The organism is Alphaproteobacteria bacterium US3C007 (assembly GCA_034423775.1).
Classification (GTDB): Bacteria; Pseudomonadota; Alphaproteobacteria; order Rhodobacterales; family Rhodobacteraceae; genus Thalassovivens; species Thalassovivens spotae.
In genome coordinates this window covers 2,102,929-2,125,124 of sequence record CP139918.1, presented here as the reverse complement: position 1 = coordinate 2,125,124, position 22,196 = coordinate 2,102,929, and the positions used below count along the sequence as shown (strand labels likewise).

Here is a 22,196-nt window from a genome sequence, read left to right as displayed (position 1 = left end):
ACTTCGAAAGTTTCGCATCCGAAACTAAGGGGCCAGCTTAGCACAAGCGCCTATCATAAGCGCAGTGCAGACTTTGATATCGGGCGATGTGCCTAAAATCTGCGCTTTGCCGGCCGGCGATCTTGCTGCGGTTCGCGCCACTTGCTAAAAAGGCATGTATGGACAGGCCCGTCTTGACGCGCCGCAAACCACACGACTTTAGTCAGCTGGTATGGGCTGAATGCCCGCCCGAAGATGCCCCACCAGACTCAAGATCAGTGGCTTCGTTTAAAATCTGGCCAAGGCTCGGTACAAGCGGCGCATTGCGCGTTTGCCATAACGCTGCGCGTTTTATCGATTTTGCGCATTGAATATAAACCTCTTGTACAGTGATCACCATCACGCAAACCGGGCCTCCTTTATTGTCTAAAAAGCTGGCGCAAAGATCCGGATCCGTCGTCAGGGACGCTTGGCCATTTACCCGCACCACCGTATCTGAGCCCGGCACCATAAACATCAATGAAATGCGACCATCTTCAACGATGTTGCGCAAACTGTCCAAACGGTTATTGCCGGGCCAATCGGGCAATAAAAGCGTTTTATCGTCTTGGATCCGTACCACCGGCCCTAGATCGCCGCGCGGAGATCCATCGGTACCGGCGGAGCCAATTGTTGACAGCACGCAAAAGCGCGCGGCCCCTATCCAAGCTTGATATAATGGTGTCAGATGATCTGCAACTTTATGCAGGCTTGCCGGACTCGCCTGTCCATATAGTGCCTCAAGTGTCTTGACCGACCGGATAAAATCCATCTGTTGCCGCCTCTTCCAATAACGCGTTTGAACTTTGCTCAATCACCTCTTCCAGCCTATGCATGAACAGCTCATTGCTTAGCCCGGGTTGAATGGCAGGCAAAAACTCAATCACAGCCAAACCCGGTTGCCGCAGGATGCCATATTTGGGCCAGAAAACGCCAACATTCGTTGCCGCGGGGATGCAGGTTTGACCGGTTTCTTGATAAAGAACTGCAGTACCGATCTTATACGGCGCCGATGCGCCAGGCGCGATCCGGGTGCCTTGCGGATAAATGATCAACTGTCCTGCAGGCGAATTGCCTGAATTGACCGCAGCCACCATTGATTTTATGGCTTGCGTCCGTTTGCCGCGCTCAACACAAATACATCCAATCCGCAAACCGAACCACCCCAGAACAGGTGCATATTTCAGCGAGTTCTTCATGATGAACTTGGGTTTTGGAACCGCACTCACAATCAAAATCGCGTCAAAAAAGCTTTGATGCTTGGCGGCAATAAGAACTTCCCCTTCTGGGATGATCCCGCGTATTTCGGAACGGAGCCCAACCATCCAGCGGGCGCTCCACCGCACCCAATGGGCATAAGAGCGCACAGCCAGATAGGCCCCGCGCCGATCTATAAGCGCCCAAGGCAGGAATAAAAGACCAACAACCACCAACATCAGGTACATTTGAAACACAAAGGCCGCGCTCATGATCCATCTGAGAACAGACATCTACGCAAGCCCCGCCAAAACCTGTTGAGCGGCGCGGCGCGTCGAAAGATAAGCCGTTCCTGCCGAAAACGGTGGAATAAAAAGCAGCCAGAGCCATTCCAGCCCCTGCAAGCCAAGCCCTGTTAAAATCAGGCTGCGCGGCTCTTCTGAGGGTATAAGATACACCACCACCGCGCCGAGTGCGATGCCGATAGAGGCGCCCGCGAATGCACGAAATGTAAACCGGCCAACAAAGGCCGAGGCAATGTAATTATCCGTCGCTCCAATCAAACGTAGAACCGCGATCACCTGCGCATTGGCCGCCATGGATGCACGCGCGGCCAGCGTAATCATCGCCGCATTTGCCGCTATCATCAAAATAATCGACACGATTCCCAGCAACCACAACCGCTGCGCGGCCCGCGCCAACGGCTTTTGCCAACGCGTATGATCATCCAAAACCGCGGACGGCACTTCTGCCGCCAAACGCAGCCGAAGACCCTGGGCATCATACCCTGCACTGGTTTCTTGGATATCGATCAAGCGAGGCACGGCTAAATCTTCAAGCGGCATATCGGGCCCAAACCAAGGCTCCAGCAAAGCGCGCTGTTCATCGGCGCTCATCACACGGGCCGAGGCGATCCCGCTGGTGGTTTGCAAGACCTGCAAAGCCTGCCGAACCTGCGCCTCAAGCTGGTCAGCCGAGGCTGATACGCGCAATGTGGCGCTACCAGATAAGGCCGTGCTCCAGCGCGCCGCAAGCCGATCAGCCGCCAAAGACAACACCAGAGCGAACACAACCAAAAACGCCATGATTGCAGATGTGGCCGTGCTAAGAGTTGCCGTGAAACCTGTGGGCGGAACAACTTTATTCCGACGCCCATCTCCTGAGATCATCGCCAGAAAATTTGAGATAGGGGCGATCATAAATCAGCCCCCGCAAGGTGCACTTGCCGATTGTTAATCCGCAAAACGCGCACCGGAACCTGCGTTTTTGCGGTGCGAATCAAGCTTAAATCATGGCTCGCAACGACAATCGTTTTGCCCATGCGGTTGAGTTCGATCAAGAGCTTCAATAACCGCTCAGACATTTCCCAATCGATATTCCCGGTGGGCTCATCCGCCAAAATAATATCCGGAGACATAATGATCGCGCGGGCCAAAGCAGCCCGCTGCCGTTCACCGCCAGACAGCTCGGGCGGATAGGCCTCGGCGCGTTTGTTCAGCCCGACCCACGCCAATAGCTCTTTAAGGTTCATTTGATCCGACAGACGATCCTGCCCCGCCACTTCTAACGGCAGCGCTATATTTTCAATCACGCTCAAATGATCCAAAAACTGACAATCTTGATGCACGACGCCGATTTTGCGGCGTGCAATTGCAATTTCATCCCGAGACATAGACGCGCGACTGTTCCCAAACAAAGACACGATCCCCGATGTCGCGGTTAAAGCGCCATAGCACAGTTTCAAAAAAGTGGTTTTTCCAGACCCTGAGGGCCCCGTCAGGAAATAAAACGCGCCCGGTGTTATCGAGACAGACATACCCGATAAAAGCTCGTTTCCACTATAGGAATAGGCTGCATTTTCCAAATCTATCAAAGCATATCCTGCTGCTATCTGTTAAGGCCCCGTAAAGCCGTTTTGCCCCAGTGCAGCCATCGTTGCAATCTATCATTCGCCTTTCGCGAAATGATTTTTTGCAGAAAGCCATTTTCTCTCTGGGTTTTTAAGCGCATATTGGGCTAGAAATACACGCTAAAGATCTAAACACGATAGGTTTATCTCGCCATGCTTCTGGCCTGCCCAATTTGCCAAGCCCAATATGAAGTGCCCGAAGACGCTATTCCAGAGGCGGGATGCGAGGTGCAATGTTCAGCTTGTGGTGAAACTTGGTTCCAACCGCACCCGCAAGCCTCTTTTCCAATTGAAAATATCCGCGGTGATCAGCGCCTGCAAGACTTTGCCTATATAAAGGGTGCGATCGAGCATAACAGCGAGTCCCAATCGAGTGAACCGAGCAACCGCGACCTACAGAGCCCTATCTTCAACAATCCAACCGCGATTCAACGCCCCCCCATCGCGCCGGCTGTTGCAGAAGTGTTGCGGCAGGAGGCGGATCGAGAGGCAAAAGTGCGCGCAGCCTCTGTATTCGTGGAAGATCAAGCCACGCTTGAGACCGATATTCCACCGGCGCTTGAAACTGCGCAAAGCAGCTTTCCGGCCGGTCCGGCGGCGCCAATAAACGCCCTTCCATCAGCGCCATTGCCTGCGCCAGCCAGCGAGCCAGATCAACTTCAAGCTGATAAAACCGCGCCTGCGCCCAAACCCATCACCGCCCAACACGCGAATACGCCATCCCATAGCTTGGGCAGGCTGGGCTTCACAACCGGGGTTGCTGCCGTGATGGCCGCTTTGCTCTTCTACCTTTACGCGGAGACACTCAGCAACGCAGCCCCCAGCCTGACACCCTATGCCGATCTTTACACGCTGTGGGTGGATGCCCAGCGCCAGCGTGTAGACCCATTGATTGACCAAAGCGTTCTATGGGTTCTCGCGCAGGTTAAGCAGGTTTTTTAATCCCCTGACCCTAAAACTTTTCAAGCAAGCGTTCTAAATAGTCGCGCTCGGGTTTTGAGCGATCACGCTCACCCATACGGCGCCGGATCTCCTCAAGCAGCTGTTGCGCCTGGCGCTCCATAGCCCGCCTTTCCTGCGCCTCTGACATACCATCATCCCCCGCATGCCGGCCCTGCTGACGCCCCAGCGGATCGGTTGCCTCACCGCGCCCGCGCCCTTGAGCTGCGCTGCCCTGATCAGCCTCATTTAAACGTTGGGCTTCGGTAAATGCCTGATCTAAGTGCTGAATACCATCCCGCAGCGCATCCAACGCATCCGCCTGTTGATCCATAGCTTCTGGCAAATCATTCTCGTCTAAAGCCCGTTCAGCCCGGCGCATAGCCTCTTCTGCTTCATCCAAAGCTCGCGCTGTAGGCCCGTCGCTGCCTTCACCGCTTGGATCAAACGGCAGATTTTGGCGTTGCCGGCCCAGAGCCTCTCTGAGGCGCCGCTGGCGATCCGCCAGATCTTGCGCAGAGGGCGGCGTTGCATCCTCAGAGGGGCCTGTTTCACCCAGGCTTTGTTGCCCCAAACCTTCACCACGCGATTGGCTGGGTGCTTGTTGAAGATTACGAAACGCCTCATCAGATAGGTTTTGTTGACCCCGCAGCGTGTCTTCTAAGCCTTGCAACGCTTGTTCGCGCGGCGCGCCTTCGCCCGAAGAGCCTTCCGCAATCTGCATATTTTGCATCATCTGCTGCAACTCTTGAAGCGCTTGTTGCGCCTCGGCCATACGCCCCTCACGCATCAATTTCTCGATACGATCCATCATGGCCTGAAGATCATTTTGCGTTAAATCCAAGCTATTTTGGGGGGTGGTTGAACGCGGGCCCTTTTCAGGAGCGGTTTTTTCCCGTTCCGCCTGTTGCATCAATTGGCGCAGGTAGTTTTCATTTGCCTCGCGTAATTCTTGCATCAATTCGGCAATTTCCGCCTCAGATGCTCCGTTTTTCATCGCTTGCGACAACCGCTCTTCAGCTTGCCGCATGCGCTCTAGCGCATCGTCAACATCGCCGTCTTCAAGATCAATCGCCAAGGCCCATAGCAATTCCGCAATTTCAACGCGCGCTTGTTTCAGCGCGCCTTGCGCAAGCGCTTTTGTCAGCTCAGCACTGATGAAACGCAGCTGTAAATAATCACCCTCCTTGCGGATTTGCGATCCTGGTTCAAACAAAATCGCCTTCAGCATACGCTCGACCCGCCCAGCATTTTCACGATGCCACATCAAATCGCGCCGCTGTTCAATCAAGGCCGCAGCCAAGGGATCAAAAAATCTGCGGCCGGGCAGCGTCATGGCGCGCGCCGGGGTCACGACGCTTTGTCCCAAAGCATCCTTGGCTTCCAAAGAAACGGTTACGGGTAGGTTTGAGAGCATATGTTTCGAAAAATCTTCGGTTACATCCATCGAGAAATCCCGATACCGCCCATCAAGCGGCATCGGCAAATCAACGCGCAGGGCCGCGTCACTCTCTGGGTCAAGCGCCAAACCATAACGCCGATCTAATGCCTCTAAATCCACTTCAATAAGCGCGCGTACTGCGGTGATGCCAAAATCATCCTGCGCGGCGTAACTAAACCGGCTGACCCCAAAAAAATCGGGCTCAAAGGTTCCATTCCATTGCAGGTTGGGCGGCTTATCAGGAAGCAGCGTAACAGACCAAACTGCGCTGGATGGTCCCGAAATTTCCAAAACACCCTCTTGTAGAACCGTGAAGCTTTGTTGCAAGCCATCCGCGGCTGAGGTGGCCGCAGGGGTGGGCGAAACGGTTTGATTTATTTGATAGCTGCCTTCCGGGCCATAAAACCGCAAATCAACCCGACTGGTGTTCAAAAGCCTTAAGTCAGCTTGCTCGAAAAGATCCGGCAAATAAAGGCTGGGCAAACCGGAATAGGGCGGCTGTGTCACCCACCCCTCCCAGCTTTGAACCTCAACCGTTTTTAGGTTTAAGGACAGCGGCGGCGCAAAACGCGCCGCAAAATTAGACGATGATCCAAAGGTTAGGCTGACCAAAAACACCAATAATGCGCATAGGCGTAAGCCAAAAGGGTCGGCTTTCATCAGAGTCAGATCAGGGGGAACCGATAAGGCTTGGTTCGCCAACGCTTGCATTTGGTGTTGATGGCGTCGCCAGAGCGCCTGCGTAACCGGATCTTTACCTCGGATGCTTGCAACATCGTTTAACGCTTGCAAAGGGCGCGATGGCAAGCTGCGATCCACGCGTTGCTTGGCGTCTTGCCAATGCGGCATATGAAACCTTTTGATACCCCAAAGCAACGCAGCAAGAGCCCCAGCGGCAGCAATCCCAACCCCCAGCGCCAGAAGATCAATTTGGCCAATCACCGGCCTGCGCCACATCGGCAGGCTAAACCCAATCAGACCAACCGAACAAAACGGCCAGAACGCTTTTAAGCCGCGCTCACAGACCAACCCAATAAGCGTTTTAAAGACAGCCGGCTGCGGAGCTGAAAACCAGTTTTGAACACGCGAAAAGACCAGATTAAACCTCCAACTCTTGGCTGTTTTTTTCTACAACCAAGAGGGAATCATATCTCGATTTATCATTTCGTCAAATGTGGGACGGGCTCGGATCACCGCGAATTGATCGCCGTGTACCATTATCTCGGGTACCAATTGGCGGGTATTATATTCACTGGCCATGACGGCCCCATAAGCACCGGCCGAGCGAAAAGCCACAAGATCGCCCGCGCTTTGGCGCGGCAAAGCCCGCCCTTTGGCAAATGTATCTCCAGATTCGCACACGGGGCCCACGATATCATAAGTGGCTGTTGGCTGATCCGCGCTGGCTGCTTGCACAGGCACCACATCATGATGCGCCTCATACATCGCTGGGCGGATAAGATCGTTCATCGCCGCGTCTAAAATCAGAAATTCACGGTCTTCACCGGATTTCACATAAATCACTGAACTGACCAAAACCCCAGCATTGCCAGCAATCAAGCGCCCAGGCTCAACTTCTATTTCACAGTCTAAATGGCCCAATTCACGCTGAACCATTGCGCCATAGTCCTGCAAGCTGGGCAAAGGCCCAGAATCGGCCTGATAGGCAATACCAAGGCCACCGCCCAGATCAAGCCGACGAATATCATGCCCCTCGGCCCGCAATTGCTGAGTCACGCTTGCCAGTTTGCGATACGCCAATTCGAAAGGTGCCATCTCCGTCAGCTGGCTACCAATATGCACATCGACACCTACCGCCTCGAGCCCGGGTAAGCTGGCCGCGCGCGCGTAAACTTCAGAAGCGCGCGAAATTGGAATGCCAAATTTGTTTTCTGCCTTGCCGGTGGCAATTTTGGCGTGGGTTTTCGCATCCACATCGGGATTCACGCGCATGGTGATTGGCGCAACCGTTCCTAAAGACACTGCCACCTCATTGAGGGCTTCCAGCTCGGCTTCGCTTTCCACATTGAATTGGCGCAAACCACCGCGCAGCGCGAAAGCCATCTCATCGCGGGTTTTTCCAACCCCTGAAAATACAATCCGCTCCGGGGCAACGCCGGCGGCAATAGCGCGACGATATTCCCCCCCCGACACCACATCCATCCCAGCGCCCAACCCGGCCAGGGTTTTAATAATGGCTTGGTTCGATGCAGCTTTCATCGCAAAACAGACAAGGTGATCCATACCTTGAAGCGCCGCATCAACCGCATGGAAATGGCGGGTCAAGGTGGCGCTTGAATATGCGTAAAATGGCGTGCCAACTTGCGCTGCTATCTCTGCCAGCGAAACCCCTTCGCCATGAAGAATACCGTTCTTATACTGAAAGTGATCCATCGTTACCCAAAGGCCTTTTATCTATGTTTATGAGCTCGATTACCCTATCGACCACGGGATGAAAAGCCTTGGCCCTGTTCTAGATTATGGCAGGGTCTGCTTGAGAAAAATAAATTCGCAAAATGGCCGGAACTTATGTTTGACAAACGCTCTAGGCTGCGTCTTCTAGGTGGACACCGTTACAGGACGTATCAATGCTGACCTTCGCACTTGCCGTTTTTTTACTGATCATAACCCCAGGACCTGGTGTGCTGTCCACGGCGGGCGTGGGGGCCGCCTATGGGTTTCAACCCGGACTGCGCTATGTGATGGGGCTTTTTATCGGCACAAATTTGGTGGGCTTGGCCGTGATCAGCGGTCTCGCGGCCATCGTGTTCAGCGTTCCTGTGGTTCGGGGCGTGCTGATGGCGGCCTCGCTGGCCTATTTGGTCTATTTGGCGGGTCGGATCGCGCTGGCTGGATCAAAACTGGCTTTTATCGATGCGCGCCGACGCCCCGGGGTAAAAGACGGAATACTCTTACAAATTATCAACCCCAAAGCCTATGCAGTGAACTCGGCCCTCTATTCGGGTTTTGCGTTTCTGCCCGACAACCTGCTGCTGGAAACCCTACTGAAACTGCTTATCGGCAATGCGGTCTGGTTTCCTATCCATTTGATCTGGCTTTTTGCGGGCAGCGCATTGCATAGGCTCGACCTCGCCGAGACAACGCAAAAGCGAATAAATTATGCTATGGCAGCCGCAATGATGACCGTTGTGCTGCTTGGGGTTTCCGCCGCGCTTTAAGACAATAGCGGGCGAATGCGATCAATCGCGCGCAGAATATTCTCGCTGCTATTGGCATAGGAAAACCGTACATAGCCTTCGCCAAACTGGCCGAAGCTGGTGCCGGCAACCGTGGCCACGCCCGCTTTGTCTAAAAACAAATCTTGGGTTTGCTTGGCATTTAACCCCGTGCCGCTGATATTGGGAAAAGCGTAAAACGCCCCGGCGGCATCCGCGCAGCTTACCCCCGGCAAATCATTTAACGCCTCAACGATAATTTTTCGCCGCGCATCAAATTGTGCAACCATATCATAAACGGGATCTTTGGGCCCTGTCAGCGCGGCCAGCCCTGCAAATTGCGCGGCTGCATTCACGCAAGAGTGATCATTAATGCACAACCGCGTCACTGGCTCAACCATCGCATCTGGCCAAACCGCATAGCCCATGCGCCAGCCAGTCATTGCATAGGTTTTTGACCATCCGTCCAAAACGATCAGACGGTCCCGGATTTCCGGATAAGTCAATAAACTCACGTGTTCGCGACCATCATAGAGCATTTGGCTATATATCTCATCAGAGAGAATGGCGACATGGGGATGTGCGGCAAGCCCCGCAACCAATTTATCAATCTCTGCCTTTGGGGTGACTCCACCGGTTGGGTTGGCGGGGCTGTTTATGATGATCAAGCGGGTTTTATCGGTGATTTGAGACAAAACCGTTTCCGCATCAAACGCAAAGCCATTTTCTTCCAACAAAGCCATTGGAACCGGCGTGGCGCCGCTATAGCGAATAACCGATTCATAGATGGGAAAGCCCGGGTTTGGATAAATAATTTCAGCCCCTGCCTGACCAAACATCAAAACCGCAAAAAACATCGTGGGTTTTCCACCGGGTACGATAATCACGTTATCCGGGTGAACCGCAGCCCCATGACGCTGCTCTAAATCCTCTGCCACCGCTGCCCGCAATTGCGGCAAGCCATTGGCCGGCGTGTAGCCGTGATGTCCGTCCTGCAAGGCTTTTATACCCGCATCGACAATATGCTGCGGGGTGCGAAAATCTGGCTGACCAATTCCCAGGTTGATAATATCCCGTCCCTCGGCCGCCAGTTTTTGAGCGCGCGCCAGAACCACAAAGGCTGATTCTGTGCCAAGCCGAGAAATACTATCGGCAAATTTCAATTGTGTCATTCGATGTCCTTTCGCATGCGTAGCCGCATAAAAAAATAAAACGGCAATCCGCATCCCAACCCGATACATAAGATGAGAGGAATACTGACGAGCCCTGAAAAGTTGCGCCTTTGAAAGGCCTCAAACACGATCCAAACGACCAAAGCGACGGCGGCAACGGTTAAATCCCACGCCAAGCCCGCGCTGGCCTCCGTTAGGAAAAAAGCTGATATCAAATCGCCAAGACCGCCCTCATTTTGGGCCATCCAAGAGGTGAAATAATACATCGGATGCACAGCGCCCCAAACCGCCAAGCCCAAAAACACCCACGAGATTCGCCGCATTTATTTCACGTCTTCCGTTTTTGGAGGCATGGGCGGACCATCGGCGCCACATCCGATCAATCCAACCATACAGATCACTGAAAACACGACCCAAACCAATCTCATGCTTCCAGCTCCTGTTTCCACCGCAGGATCTGCGCGCGCACCTGCGCAGGCGCAGTGCCGCCGTAAGAGATGCGCGAGGCAACCGAATTCTCTACGCCCAAGACATCATAAACCTCTTTGGTGATCGCGGGATCCACAGAGTGCATCTGCGTCAGGCTTAAATCTTGTAGCTCGCATTTTTCCGCCTCGGCCAGCGCCACCAAACTGCCCGTGACATGATGCGCATCACGAAACGGCATGTTTAAACTGCGCACCAGCCAATCTGCCAGATCGGTGGCGGTTGAAAACCCGGCCCCGGCGGCGGCGCAAAGGGCAGCTTTATTGGCCTGCAGATCGGCCACCATGCCCTGCATCGCGGCCAAAGCCAGCAGCAGGTTATCGGCGGCGTCAAACACTTGCTCTTTGTCTTCTTGCATATCCTTTGAATAGGCCAAAGGCAGGCCCTTCATCACCAGCATCAATGCGACATTGGCGCCAAAAATACGCCCGATCTTGGCGCGGATCAATTCAGCTGCATCGGGATTTTTCTTCTGCGGCATGATAGAAGATCCGGTTGAGAACCGATCCGACAAGCTGACAAAACGAAATTGCGCGGACGACCAGATTACAAGCTCTTCTGCAAAACGGCTGAGATGCATCGCGCAGATACTCGCCAAGCCCAGAAATTCCAACGCAAAGTCACGATCACTGACCGCATCTAAGGAATTGGCGGCCGGGCGATCAAAGCCAAGCGCTGCGGCGGTGCTATTGCGATCGATCGGAAACGATGTTCCGGCCAAGGCGGCAGCCCCTAATGGACATTCAGACATGCGCTTGCGGGCATCGCGCAGGCGGCTTAAATCGCGCCCAAACATTTCGACATAGGCCATCATGTGATGCCCCCAGGTCACGGGCTGCGCGGTTTGCAGATGCGTAAACCCCGGCATTACCCAGTCCGCGCCGTGTTCTGCTTGCGCGATGAGCGCATGAATCAAACCCGTTAAAGCAACCTCACACGCGTCTAATTGGTCACGCACCCAAAGTTTGAAATCAGTTGCAACCTGATCATTGCGCGAGCGCGCCGTGTGCAGCCGGCTGGCAGGTTCTCCCACCAGATCTTTCAACCGCGCTTCGATATTCATGTGAATATCTTCCAGCTTACTTGAAAACACAAATTTCCCGGCCTCAATCTCTGACAAAATGGTGATCAGACCTTCCTCAATCGCTTCAAAATCGCTATCACTGATGATGGATTGTGCTGCCAACATCGCGGCATGCGCGCGCGATCCGGCTATATCTTGAGTGGCAAGGCGCTGGTCAAATCCGATTGATGCATTAATTGCTTCCATAATCGCATCAGGACCGCTTGCAAAGCGGCCTCCCCACATCTGATTTGAGGACGTGTTAGACATCAATTTACCTTTCGGAGGACACATGGCATTTATTCGTTCATTCTTTGTTTATACTGCTCTTATTCTGGGTGCAAATAGCACGTTGGCCGCGGCAAATAGCACCGAGCATCTACAGGCTTTAAAGCAAGGCGATATGAAGAAATTGGTGTTGCACAAAACGCCAAAAGAAATTTCAGAGCGCGCTTTTTTAACGCAAGGCGCAGATGAGGGGCGTTTGTCAGATTTTGCCGGGCAATATGTTTTGCTGAATTTTTGGGCAACATGGTGTGCTCCTTGCCGCAAAGAAATGCCAAGCCTGTCAACCTTGCAAGCGCAGCTGGGCGATGCGCGGTTTAAAGTGGTTACCATCGCAACGGGCCGAAACGCACCAAAAGCCATGCAGGCGTTTTTTGACGCATTAGAGATCAAAAACTTGCCTCTGTATCGAGATCCGAAACAGAAACTTGCCAAAGACATGGCCGTGCTGGGGTTACCGATGACGCTGCTCATTTCACCCCAAGGCAAAGAGGTTGCGCGGCTACGAGGAGAGGCTGATTGGGCCAGTGCGCCGGCGCAGGCGCTTTTACGGGCTTGGATCCAATCGGCGCAGTAAAACAGGTTGGCAAGCTAAAATCGTGCTTTAATGAAAAAAGATCCCAACAACTGGCCGGTTTGTTGCGTTTCAAATTCAGGGCTAAGATAGGTCCAGCCAATGAAATTGCTCCAACGGCCATGTACATAATTCAAGCCAAACCGAGCACGGGCGCGATATTTAGAAGCGCGCAAAGCAGAGCCGGTTAAGAACATTGAGCCGATAACACGGGTCAAATCCACGCCTGCGCTGAGTAAAAACCCTTCTCCTGTGCCGTCTATAACGCTATAACGCTGCCCTGAAACGGGCGCTCTTGCAAAGAGTGCTTCGGACAAATCACCAAAAAATCCTGCGTCCACTCCAATTCGGATGAGGTCTTCGACCCCTGTTTGAACTTCGACAAACGAACGGATATTGATTGAAGGAGACAGCGCGATAGGCCGCGCAACTTCTGTTAAAGTTCCAAGAATAAACTGATTAGACACTTGCGTATTTTTCACAAAATCTGACGGAAAAGGCTGATCAATTTCCGAATGGACCTTTTGCTGCAACCCCATTAGGCCGGTCTGCGGGCCCAACAATGATGCATCTACCCCAAAATTATAGGCCAAGCCGCCCGCTTGAAAGTGACGGTGCAGACCAATCGACAAATGGCCCACGTAATCCCTGTCTATATCTTCCGTCAAGCCAGTCTCGTCACGGGCGTAAGACCTGTCAGGATTACGCGATAAATCTGACGGAGCAATTATTTGGCTAAACAATCTAAGTTCATTAAGCGCCTCTCTGCGCGGCAATGTCCGGCTCATTTTCGGGCTATCAAAAACACGGCTAGACACGAGCGACCCCGTGCGCCATCGATCCCTACCATCCCCAAAGAAATCATTTGTGAACAAAAGGCCATATCCAAGCAGTTTGGCTTTTTCCTTTGCTTGAATGCCCTGAGGTAACGCAAAGAAACATAGGCCCACCAGTAAAAGCTTCAAAAATACCACTTAAGACTTATCCAAATAGTTTGCTTAACATAGGGCGCCGTTACAGTTTTTAGATGATGCTCTTTTTATAAAAAAATCCTAAAATAAACAAATATTTTTGATGCATTCATTAAAGTATCTGAATGGTATTTTTTTAACTCTAACCAAATTATTTGTGTTTCAACGTTAGGAAAAAGAGTTTTTTTTCTTATATAGAAATCATAAGAGAAGATTGAATGGCCTAATTTCTTCTACAATAAATTAAAGCCCGACGTCACCTGATATCCTAAATATCCAATCATAGAAAGAACATCTTTTTAAATATTTAATAATTTTATAATCAGTTATTTAAATTCTACATCATAAATTGTAACAACAATTGGAGTCTAATGAATTCTCTTAAAACTTCTTTGAAATATAGTTTTGATATTTAAAATTAGAATATATCTTTCTGTTTAACCTGCAACCTCTTTGTGAATAAGCAAAAGGTTATTGACATATAAATCAATCAAGTGGTTTATTCTTTCATTAACAATAAAAAGGAATTTTCTATGCTAGAAAATATAAATGACTACTCATTGGAAGACTTAAAAAAAATTAAAAAACAGGTCGATCAGGCTATTAACACATATAAAAGCCGTGCGATGGCAAACGCCCGTAAAGAATTAGAAAAAACGGCGAAATCATTGGGCTTTTCTTTGAGTGAAATTGTTGCAATCGCACCCGTAAAATCAAAAGTAGCCGCGAAATATGCCAATCCCGAAGATCCAAGCCAAACATGGACGGGCCGAGGTCGAAAGCCACGCTGGGTAGAGGCATTCATCCAAAAAGGAAACACCCTCAAAGACTTAGAGATATAGACACGGGTCAGCATTACGGCCGCCCGCAAGGTCATGGCACAAATCACGCAAAGGCTTGCGCACGTCTGTGAGAATTGGTTCATAAATGCCTATATGCACCGGAACCCGTCAACTTCTGCTGCAATCAGATAGCGCCATGCTGATATAAGACGCCCTTCTTATCGTAAGATAGCAGACCGCTAGAAGCGCATATAATCAGCCCAAGTTCTTTTCAAGAAACTTGGTGTATTTTCGAAATATGCGCTTCGATCTTCTTCGATCAAAGGCATAATACTTGAAGTGGAGAAGATTTCGATGAAACTCTCCGTTTGTTTAGGCCGCGAACCATCTCTTGGTATTGCGTCCAGAAGCTTGAGAGCAAAGCCAAAAGAGGCTTCAGCGTCGCGTTTTAGCCGCAGCCCCGAAAACACTTCTAATGATATTTTTTTTGAAAGTCGTTTGCGCGCGCTTATCAATACCAAAGGGTGCAGAATATGCTCTGTCTCTTCAAACCTAATGGCTTTGCTTACGCTCATATCCCAAGAGCGGCTAAAACCAGCCTGTTCCAACGTTAAACCGGCGTTACGGCACAGCGCGCATCGGTTGGGCAATGCTGCGTATAGATGCGCTGCCCAAAAGGCCTCGGCAGCTGGCATTAGCTGATAGGCGCTCAATTGAAACCCATCTGAAAAACTATCAATTCGGCCTAATTTGCTGACAGCCAGAATATTTTTTTCAACAAACATCCGCCCTGTCAGGGATGCCTGATCCAGACCTAGGCCTTTTTCCTGAAAATTTATCGCGAGTCGGGTGGATAAATAACGCTCGAGATCATTGGTCATTCCAAGTACAGCCCGCCGTGTTTCACCGTGCGCCGATAGGCCCCAAAAATACGTTTGTGGCAGCGGGTGTATTTCAAATGTATTCAAGCGCGATATATCGCTTAGATACGCCAAAGCATTGCCGTCTTGATACCTTTGCGCTGATTTATACGCCGCATAGGGAATTTCTATTTGGCTTAAACTCAAGCGTCGGTTGACATGCTGAACCCGAAAACTGCGCAAATTCGTCCGCTCAGATGTCAAACTGTTCAGAACTGCAGGAAGATCCTCTGCTTGGGCTAAATTCATCCGAGAAACCACTTGGCTGCGCAGGCTGTTTAAAGACCCCTCATCGCGCAGCAACTGTTCTAAAATTTTATGCTTAGCAATGCGTTCGGGCTGCGCCCGCTCGGCCACGTGGATGGCAAAATCCTGACCACTTTCGTGATGAAATATATGGCTTTGTACCATACATGCATATATTGAGTTTCCAGCAACGGGCTGATCATGCCAAGTGAAAAAATATCCATTTTTCTGCGTCAGCACAATTGACGCAGCCGAGTTTGAAAGCGCGCTCTGCAGCGCTTTTATATCATCCCCGACCGGCGCCGTGACAATCTTTTTTAAGATGGGGCGCCCCTCGCCAGAAAGCCCATAAACCTCGATAAGCGCACCATATTGCCCAGAGGAGGTCAGCTCATTCGGGTCCTCAACGATCACCCGAATATCATTTGCCGAGATTTCAACCAACGATTTAGAAGGCGCGTTTATCCCTAGGGTGATAATGTCCCGTTCTGCCATAGCGCCTTGAAGATCACAAGCAGACCAGCCGGGCGATGCAAGCGCAAACATCACCGTGATCAAAAAAACAACCGCCTTGCACATAAGAAACACGCTTTGCGATCCGGCGTTAATATTGACGTTTTTCCTCACCGAACCGCGTTGATCGCCAGTACGGATGTTGCGATATTGCTTAAAATATCGGACACCACGCGGCTAAGCCCCAATGGGCTCAATTTATCGACCTTCGGCGGCACGATCAGCACCGCACCCGGTGGAATAATCACATTTGCGCTATCAATCTCTCCAATTGGCTCGCTTTGCCCATTGGGCAATACCATGTAAACATTCTTACTATCGGCAATCTTGCTGGTTCCACCCGCTTCGGAAATATAATTTCGCGGCGTTTTATAAGGGGCATAGACTGCAGAAACCTCATTATAGACGCTGCCGATCACGCTTACGTGAGATGGGCGCTTGGGAATGAAAAGGGAATCCCCATCTTCTAAGAAAACTGGGTTTTCTCCACTTTTCAGAGCTGCATTCACAATTTGCCGCCCAGAGCCGCTTAAAGTGCGCAACTGATTAGCCAATCCAATAACGGCTGGGATCTGTTGGCTTTGCTCTGCGCTGGCATTTTGCGACAGGGAAAGAATAGATTGTTCAACTTGCCGCGCCAAGCTTAGATTTGCCCGCGTTTGCTCTTCTTTCAACGACTGCCGCGTAAGGACGGCCCCAAGCGGGTAAGCCACCTCGGTAAACCCGCCTGCGCGCTCAATGATGTCATGGAGCGTTTCATCTCGGCCGACAGTGTAGTTCCCTGGCCGTTGCACCTGCCCGTTCAGAGCCACAACACCAGACAAAGCATTATTCACCAAGGCAGGGATCTGTATATCGTAATTTCCAGATAGTTTTATGGAAGCAGGGCTGACAGCTGTTAAATCGATGCGTTTGGAACGCTGAAGATCGATCTCACCGTTTCTGCTCACAACATATGTTCGCAGAATAACATTTTTAAGATCCGCATTCGGCAGCGCCCCTCCCGCAACGCGCAGAAAAAGATCCAAACTTAAATCAGCGGCCACAGGGTATTGACCTGGTTGGCGTACGGCCCCAGAGATAAACCGCCCTGCCGCACGCAACGTCTCTACAGCTTTGCTAAGATCTTCCGTTGTTTTCACCGGATTGTTTGGCAAAACAAACCGTCTTATGAATTCTTGCGTATAGAAATCTAACCTCATACTGGCTTGGGTGGAAAAGGTAGATTGTCGGCTTGCAAGAGCCCCCAAAGCAAACGATCGCGTTTCAAAAGAATATCCATCAGGCGCTTGTGTCGCCACTTCTGCATAAAGCGGGTAAATTTCGGCGGTCCGCGTTAGCTCTCGTGCAAGCCGAGTGTTAGAAAACCGGACATCCGACGGTAAAAATCCATATTGTTGCCCATTTACGAATATAACTGTTGGAGCAGAGGCGGAAATTCCGCGCGCCGCGACGGCAAGCTCACCGCCCATGTCTACAAGCTCACCGCCCATGTCTAATTGTGACTGCGTTTCAAAGGCAATCTGGCTGTCTAACTCGACCCCTTGCACCTGACCTGCGCTGGCGTTTGATTGGTTTGCCAGCGACATCGACGTTGAAGAAGCAATACCTTCTCGCGCGGTTTTGTTTTGGGTACCTGGTGCGCTTTCGAGAACAGTTTGATCAACTGAAAAGTTTTTCAAGTTTGGCAAATTCACATTCCGCAAAAATGTGGTTGTGAAAAGCTGCAGGCGTGCGCCCCTACGCAGATCGTAGCCAGAAGCCTCGGTCAACGCCTCTGAGAGCAGAAAAGCCTTTGGTTTTTGCGCCACCGCTTTTGTATCAAAGAGTAGGCTAAAGTCATAATCAATGTCTTGCGGAAACGAAAGTTGGGTGCCAAAGATATCGGCAATTGTCTGCCCCCCGCTGGCCGCCACAAAGGCCACTCGCCTGCCGTCTAAAAACACCTCGGCCGGCTCTGCAGAGACGAGCAGTTGGGAAATTCTGCCGCTCGGTTCTGTTAAAGATTGGCTCAGCAAGGTTTGATATTGGTTCAAATTCAAAATGATCAGCGTTTCTCCTGGCTGGATCAAAAACCGATCGGGAAATCGCAATGCTTTGGTCAAATTAATTGTTCTATCGGCGCCGTTTTCGCTGCGGTTTCCCGCAATAAGCGCAAAATCCATATAGACATCTGACGTTAAAGCTGCGCCGTTCCGTAACAGTTCGGCGATCGGGATAGGGTTGACAACATTCAAAGAGAACGGTTTTTCAACCGCGCCAAAAACTTTTACATCCGATTGGCTGCGGGTCTGTACGAATTGGATTTGAAGCGCTTGACCTGCCTGAACCATTTGATCTTTTCCGAAAGCAATCGGTTCAGAAGTCGGAACCCCCTGATCGTTAAAGCGCAGCAAATCCATCTTTGTGCCCGGGGCCATCAGTCTAATATTTGCCAAGCGAAACAGCTCATCTGTGGAAATCGCAGTTTGGCCAGCGGCCAATTCAAAAATCCCTGAGCGCCCAACAAATCCTGCAACCGCCACCGTGCCGCCTTGATCGCCAACATGCAAACGAGCATTGTTAACCACCAAAGGATCAACGGCAGCGTCAAGCCCCAAAAGCGACTGATAAAGATCAATAATTTGGCGGTCACCGTTTTGAAACAGAGTGATATTTCGGGCCGAGCCCTGCAGAAGAATATCCCCCACAAGCGGCAAAATTCTGCTCACAGGCGTGTAGGCCGGCACTGCAACCGTACCAGGTTGCCCTATAGCTCCGGTAATTTGCACCGATACCAACCGCGCCGCTGAAAGGCTGACATACACGTTTGCGGACGCATCATCGACTTCCAACACTTGCTTTATATCACTTTGCACATCCGCGATGGAACGCCCTGCGGCAATGACAGGCAGCATTCCGGATATAGCGATTTTCCCCTCACCATCAACTATGGCCTCTTCATCTGTGCTGCTTAATCCGCGGATTGAAATGGCAAGAACATCGCCTGCAGCTAGGCGGTAATCTGAGCCTAAAGAGTTGAAAAAGAGCAACTCATCAGCAGGATTATTCGCAATGTTGTTTGACGTGGCGGATTTCCCTGTTCCGAACACGTCCAAACTTTCACCAGTAAGGATTTGGTAATAGGTTTCGACCATCGACGGCGTTTGTGTCTTCGATTGCCCACCCAATAAGTCATTCGACAGCGCTTGCCCTTGTTGGCGCCGTTGCTGGGCTTCTTCCGCCGTTAACCGCCTGTCCAGCAGTTTAATATTTTGTTCATTCGGGATTACGGGCTCTTTGGCCGTGCGCGCCTCGTTTTCTGGGTCAATGTCAAAACCCTGCCCCGAAAAGATATCCTCTAGGCTTTGCATATCGGTGCCAAATGGCAGGCCCTGCGATTGCTGTTGTAGCAACAGATCAAGCGGCGAGGTTTGCGCAGCGCCGTTCGTCGCAAAGAGAACCATTAATATGAAGCTGCGAACCAAGGACATCATGACTGTGATACTTTCTTTTCATTGCCGCCAAAGGCTTTGCGCATCAAAACAACAGCAGCCCCCAAAAACAGCCCTAACACCAAACCCAACGCCAAAACCAAGCTGCTTTTGGGCGATGTGGGCCGCAATGATTGATCCGGCCCCATCATAATTTCAACCACAAAAGGCCCTTCTCGCGTAGCCAGCATTAATTTTTGCTCCTCAGTCGCGATCAGTTTCGCCAATGCTTCGCGGTGTTCGCGCGAGCGCGCTTTGGAAATTTTCTGCTGATAGAACTGCAGCGCGTCTGACCCGGAAATCACGAAACGCTCTTTAAGAAACCCATCAGTTTCGCGAATGAGCGCCAGCATCAGATCGCTTGCCAATTTTGGCTTAGCGCTTTCCATGCTCAATTTAAGCATACCGCTGGTCTTATCTTCAGAGACGGATAGATCTTCGGCTAGTGTTTTGGCCAAGCGCGCCGCGTTGGGCGCAATATAGGCGACTTGCCCCTCTCCGGTTAAAAGAGGCTTGAGCAAACGTTTGACATTTCCCAAAGTTGAGGGAATGGGCTGTAAAAAGCTTTTGCGGCTCTCATCCCATTCACCTGCGAAAAGCCGCTGTATTAAGTTTTCATCGGCAAAAAGACGTGAAGCGACTTCTTGAGACTTGAGCATCGCCTGAAACGTGATGAATTCAGTGGCGCCGCCGCTGGGCAGTTGAACCCCCGCCAGCGACGCAAGCCCGCCAAGCCCGCCCAAATTGCCGCCACCCGAACTTTGCTCTTCGGTTGGGCGCAAGGTGACCGACACGGTATAGCTCCGCTCAGCCACATGCAAATATGCCGATGAGAATAAAAAAACGGCACATGTCACGATGAAAATAAGGAGTTTTCCATCCCAAAGCGCGGCGAATAATTCGCGCAAATCGATCTCATCATCTTGCAGCTCTTCGCTCATCTCAAAGTCACACCATTCAACTTTTTATCCACTTAATATGGCAGTAAAAGCATCCCCCCCTGAGGTCAACGCCTTCTCCGCAAATATATAATATAATATCAAGATCAAGCCACTTGGCACGCCGTTGAAACGGCTTTTTTCAAGCCTGATCAGGCCTTATTTTAACACAGACAGAGCATCCGCTTTCCAAACCCTTAAAACGCAATCTGCACTTTCAGAGCGGATCCCCGATCCGATGCCATTTCAAATCCTGCAATTGCCTCATGCAGCGCCACGTTTTGGGTGATCAAATCGGAGACGTTAATCAAGCCTTTTTGCATCAAAGACACTGCTGCCTTAAACTCAAAGTGAAACCTAAAAGAGCCCTTCAAAGAAATTTCTTTGGCGGTCAGCGCTTGCATTGGCACGTTGATATCGCCGCCCAAGCCAAGCTGTATCAATTGCCCTGCGGGTCGTAAAACTGAGATGCCGCTCGCCAGCGCAGCGGCTGCCCCAGAGCATTCAAAATGCACATCAACCTGCCCTTTATCAACGCTGTAAGGGGCCAAAGCCTGTGGCTGTTTCAGGATATTATACGTTTGATCCGCCCCAACAGCTTTTGCTTTCGCAAGCGTGTAATCCGAAAGGTCAGTGGCGATTATCTCTGCAGCGCCGGCGCGCCGTGCAGCTAAAATGGTCAGAGCACCAATCGGACCGCTGCCCGTGACCAACACGCGGGCCCCTAACAAATTGCCAGCTTGCTTCACCGCATGCAAAGCCACGGCCAGCGGCTCGGCCATCGCGGCTTCACCTGCCGTTAATCCATCCGCCACAACGCATTGCTCCGCCTCCGCCACCAGATATTCCTGAAAAGCCCCCTGAATATGCGGAAACGGCATCGCACTGCCGTAAAATCGCATATTTAAACAATGATTTAACTGCCCACCCCTACAATAAAGGCAATTATAACAAGGCCTTGATGGCGAAATCGCCACTAATTGCCCAACCCGCAGCCCCTCGACATCGGGGCCAAGCTCAACGATTTCACCTGCAACTTCATGCCCCAGAACCATTGGCTCACGAAGTTTGATCGGCCCAAACCCACCGTGATTGTAATAATGCAGGTCGGACCCACAAATGCCCCCTGCTTTCAAAGCGACCGCCACCTGCCCGGGCCCCGGCGCCTCTGCATCGCGCGTTTCCAAACGCAAGTCTTTCGCGCCGTGAATGACCAAAGCTTTCATGTAAGTGACTTTCCCTGCTGTACAAGCTGCTTAAAGATAGCGATAAGATCCATCGCGGCCAAGCCCAATAATCCCTGGCCCAAAAAGGAGAAACCGAATGTCATCTGGATTGTTCAATCTTAATGGGAAGCGCGCCTTAATCACGGGATCAAGCCAAGGCATCGGCTTTGCTCTGGCAAAAGGTCTGGCGGCAGCGGGCGTTGAAATCGTCTTAAACGGGCGCAACGCCGAAAAACTGGCCAGCGCAGCGAAAGCGTTGGAGGCCGACGGTACAAAAACCCATCAACTGGCGTTTGATGCCACGGATCATACCGCCGTACGCGAGGCGGTTGACGGATTTGAAAGCGCGTCTGGCGCGATTGATATCCTGGTTAACAATGCCGGAATGCAGCATCGCACCGCGTTGCAAGATTTTCCACCCGAGGCATTTGAACAATTGCTCCAAACCAATATCGCGTCGGTCTTTCACGTGGGTCAAGCCGTCGCCCGCCATATGATCGGGCGCGAACGGGGAAAGATCATCAACATTGCCAGCGTGCAATCGGCCTTGGCCCGTCCCGGCATTGCACCTTATACGGCCACCAAAGGCGCCGTGACCAATTTGACGAAAGGCATGGCGACCGATTGGGCCAAACACGGGCTACAATGCAATGCGATTGCGCCGGGCTATTTTGACACGCCTTTGAATGCCGCTTTGGTGGCCGATCCCGAATTCAGCGCTTGGCTGACCAATCGAACCCCCGCAGGGCGTTGGGGGCAGGTGGAAGAATTGGTGGGGGCTTGCATCTTTTTGGCCTCTGACGCGTCTAGTTTTGTGAATGGCCACACGCTTTACGTCGATGGTGGAATCACCGCCTCGCTGTAAAC

General features: G+C 51.5%; 19 protein-coding genes. 5 read left to right on the top strand and 14 right to left on the bottom strand.

Annotated features, from left to right (window positions below; translation table 11 throughout):
- Positions 1–202: 202 nt before the first annotated feature.
- The 4 genes from UM181_10210 to UM181_10195 are packed head-to-tail and all read right to left on the bottom strand — an operon-like array spanning position 203 to position 3,088.
- Positions 203–790: an MSMEG_1061 family FMN-dependent PPOX-type flavoprotein gene (locus tag UM181_10210; protein WQC61706.1), complete on the bottom strand. Its 588-nt coding sequence runs from the start codon at positions 788–790 to the stop codon at positions 203–205.
- On the bottom strand, positions 759–1,508 hold the full coding sequence (locus tag UM181_10205; GenBank protein ID WQC61705.1) for a lysophospholipid acyltransferase family protein: 750 nt from the start codon (positions 1,506–1,508) through the stop codon (positions 759–761). Before UM181_10205 ends, UM181_10210 begins: the two co-directional genes overlap by 32 nt.
- Complete coding sequence (locus UM181_10200) at positions 1,509–2,414, bottom strand: FtsX-like permease family protein (protein ID WQC61704.1); 906 nt, start codon at positions 2,412–2,414, stop codon at positions 1,509–1,511.
- Complete coding sequence (locus tag UM181_10195) at positions 2,411–3,088, bottom strand: ATP-binding cassette domain-containing protein (GenBank protein WQC61703.1); 678 nt, start codon at positions 3,086–3,088, stop codon at positions 2,411–2,413. Before UM181_10195 ends, UM181_10200 begins: the two co-directional genes overlap by 4 nt.
- A 189-nt stretch (positions 3,089–3,277) precedes the next feature.
- On the opposite strand from UM181_10195, the gene UM181_10190 reads away from it, so the two are divergent.
- Entirely contained in the window at positions 3,278–4,066 is a 789-nt protein-coding gene (locus UM181_10190; protein ID WQC61702.1) for a zinc-ribbon domain-containing protein, read from the top strand.
- 10 nt (positions 4,067–4,076) lie between these two features.
- On the opposite strand, the gene UM181_10185 is transcribed toward UM181_10190, so the two are convergent.
- Together UM181_10185 and lysA are read right to left on the bottom strand one after the other, a co-directional pair.
- Positions 4,077–6,539: a DUF4175 family protein gene (locus tag UM181_10185; protein WQC64734.1), complete on the bottom strand. Its 2,463-nt coding sequence runs from the start codon at positions 6,537–6,539 to the stop codon at positions 4,077–4,079.
- A gap of 93 nt (positions 6,540–6,632) precedes the next feature.
- Complete coding sequence (gene lysA / locus UM181_10180) at positions 6,633–7,898, bottom strand: diaminopimelate decarboxylase (protein ID WQC61701.1); 1,266 nt, start codon at positions 7,896–7,898, stop codon at positions 6,633–6,635.
- 194 nt (positions 7,899–8,092) lie between these two features.
- Here lysA and UM181_10175 point away from each other — a divergent pair, with 194 nt between their 5' ends.
- Positions 8,093–8,683, top strand: a complete 591-nt coding sequence (locus tag UM181_10175; GenBank protein WQC61700.1) for a LysE family transporter — start codon at positions 8,093–8,095, stop codon at positions 8,681–8,683.
- Here the strand turns inward: UM181_10175 and UM181_10170 are convergent.
- The 3 genes from UM181_10170 to argH form a co-directional block, all read right to left on the bottom strand.
- Positions 8,680–9,852 (bottom strand): pyridoxal phosphate-dependent aminotransferase, encoded by a 1,173-nt coding sequence (locus UM181_10170; GenBank protein ID WQC61699.1) that lies wholly within the window; start codon positions 9,850–9,852, stop codon positions 8,680–8,682. The genes UM181_10175 and UM181_10170 overlap by 4 nt on opposite strands.
- On the bottom strand, positions 9,849–10,175 hold the full coding sequence (locus UM181_10165; protein ID WQC61698.1) for a DUF2834 domain-containing protein: 327 nt from the start codon (positions 10,173–10,175) through the stop codon (positions 9,849–9,851). The genes UM181_10170 and UM181_10165 overlap by 4 nt, the downstream gene beginning before the upstream one ends.
- Before the next feature lie 101 nt (positions 10,176–10,276).
- On the bottom strand, positions 10,277–11,671 hold the full coding sequence (gene argH, locus UM181_10160) for an argininosuccinate lyase (GenBank protein WQC61697.1): 1,395 nt from the start codon (positions 11,669–11,671) through the stop codon (positions 10,277–10,279).
- 22 nt (positions 11,672–11,693) lie between these two features.
- On the opposite strand from argH, the gene UM181_10155 reads away from it, so the two are divergent.
- A complete protein-coding gene (locus UM181_10155; GenBank protein ID WQC61696.1) occupies positions 11,694–12,263 on the top strand; it encodes a TlpA disulfide reductase family protein in 570 nt (189 codons plus the stop codon).
- 14 nt (positions 12,264–12,277) lie between these two features.
- On the opposite strand, the gene UM181_10150 is transcribed toward UM181_10155, so the two are convergent.
- Complete coding sequence (locus UM181_10150) at positions 12,278–13,234, bottom strand: DUF2219 family protein (GenBank protein WQC61695.1); 957 nt, start codon at positions 13,232–13,234, stop codon at positions 12,278–12,280.
- 530 nt (positions 13,235–13,764) lie between these two features.
- On the opposite strand from UM181_10150, the gene UM181_10145 reads away from it, so the two are divergent.
- Positions 13,765–14,073, top strand: coding sequence for an H-NS histone family protein (locus UM181_10145; GenBank protein ID WQC61694.1), 309 nt, complete (start codon positions 13,765–13,767; stop codon positions 14,071–14,073).
- A gap of 179 nt (positions 14,074–14,252) precedes the next feature.
- Here the strand turns inward: UM181_10145 and UM181_10140 are convergent, their stop codons facing one another.
- The 4 genes from UM181_10140 to UM181_10125 form a co-directional block, all read right to left on the bottom strand.
- Complete coding sequence (locus tag UM181_10140; GenBank protein WQC61693.1) at positions 14,253–15,758, bottom strand: hypothetical protein; 1,506 nt, start codon at positions 15,756–15,758, stop codon at positions 14,253–14,255.
- A 44-nt stretch (positions 15,759–15,802) separates the two neighbouring features.
- Positions 15,803–19,168, bottom strand: a complete 3,366-nt coding sequence (locus UM181_10135; GenBank protein WQC61692.1) for an SLBB domain-containing protein — start codon at positions 19,166–19,168, stop codon at positions 15,803–15,805.
- Positions 19,165–20,106 carry a Wzz/FepE/Etk N-terminal domain-containing protein gene (locus tag UM181_10130; protein ID WQC61691.1) on the bottom strand — a complete coding sequence of 314 codons (942 nt, stop codon included), beginning with the start codon at positions 20,104–20,106 and terminating at the stop codon, positions 19,165–19,167. The genes UM181_10135 and UM181_10130 overlap by 4 nt, the downstream gene beginning before the upstream one ends.
- Before the next feature lie 194 nt (positions 20,107–20,300).
- Positions 20,301–21,329: an L-idonate 5-dehydrogenase gene (locus tag UM181_10125; protein ID WQC61690.1), complete on the bottom strand. Its 1,029-nt coding sequence runs from the start codon at positions 21,327–21,329 to the stop codon at positions 20,301–20,303.
- Between the two features lie 97 nt (positions 21,330–21,426).
- Between UM181_10125 and UM181_10120 the strand changes: the two genes are divergently transcribed.
- Positions 21,427–22,194, top strand: a complete 768-nt coding sequence (locus tag UM181_10120) for an SDR family oxidoreductase (protein ID WQC61689.1) — start codon at positions 21,427–21,429, stop codon at positions 22,192–22,194.
- The last annotated feature ends 2 nt before the right edge of the window (positions 22,195–22,196 follow it).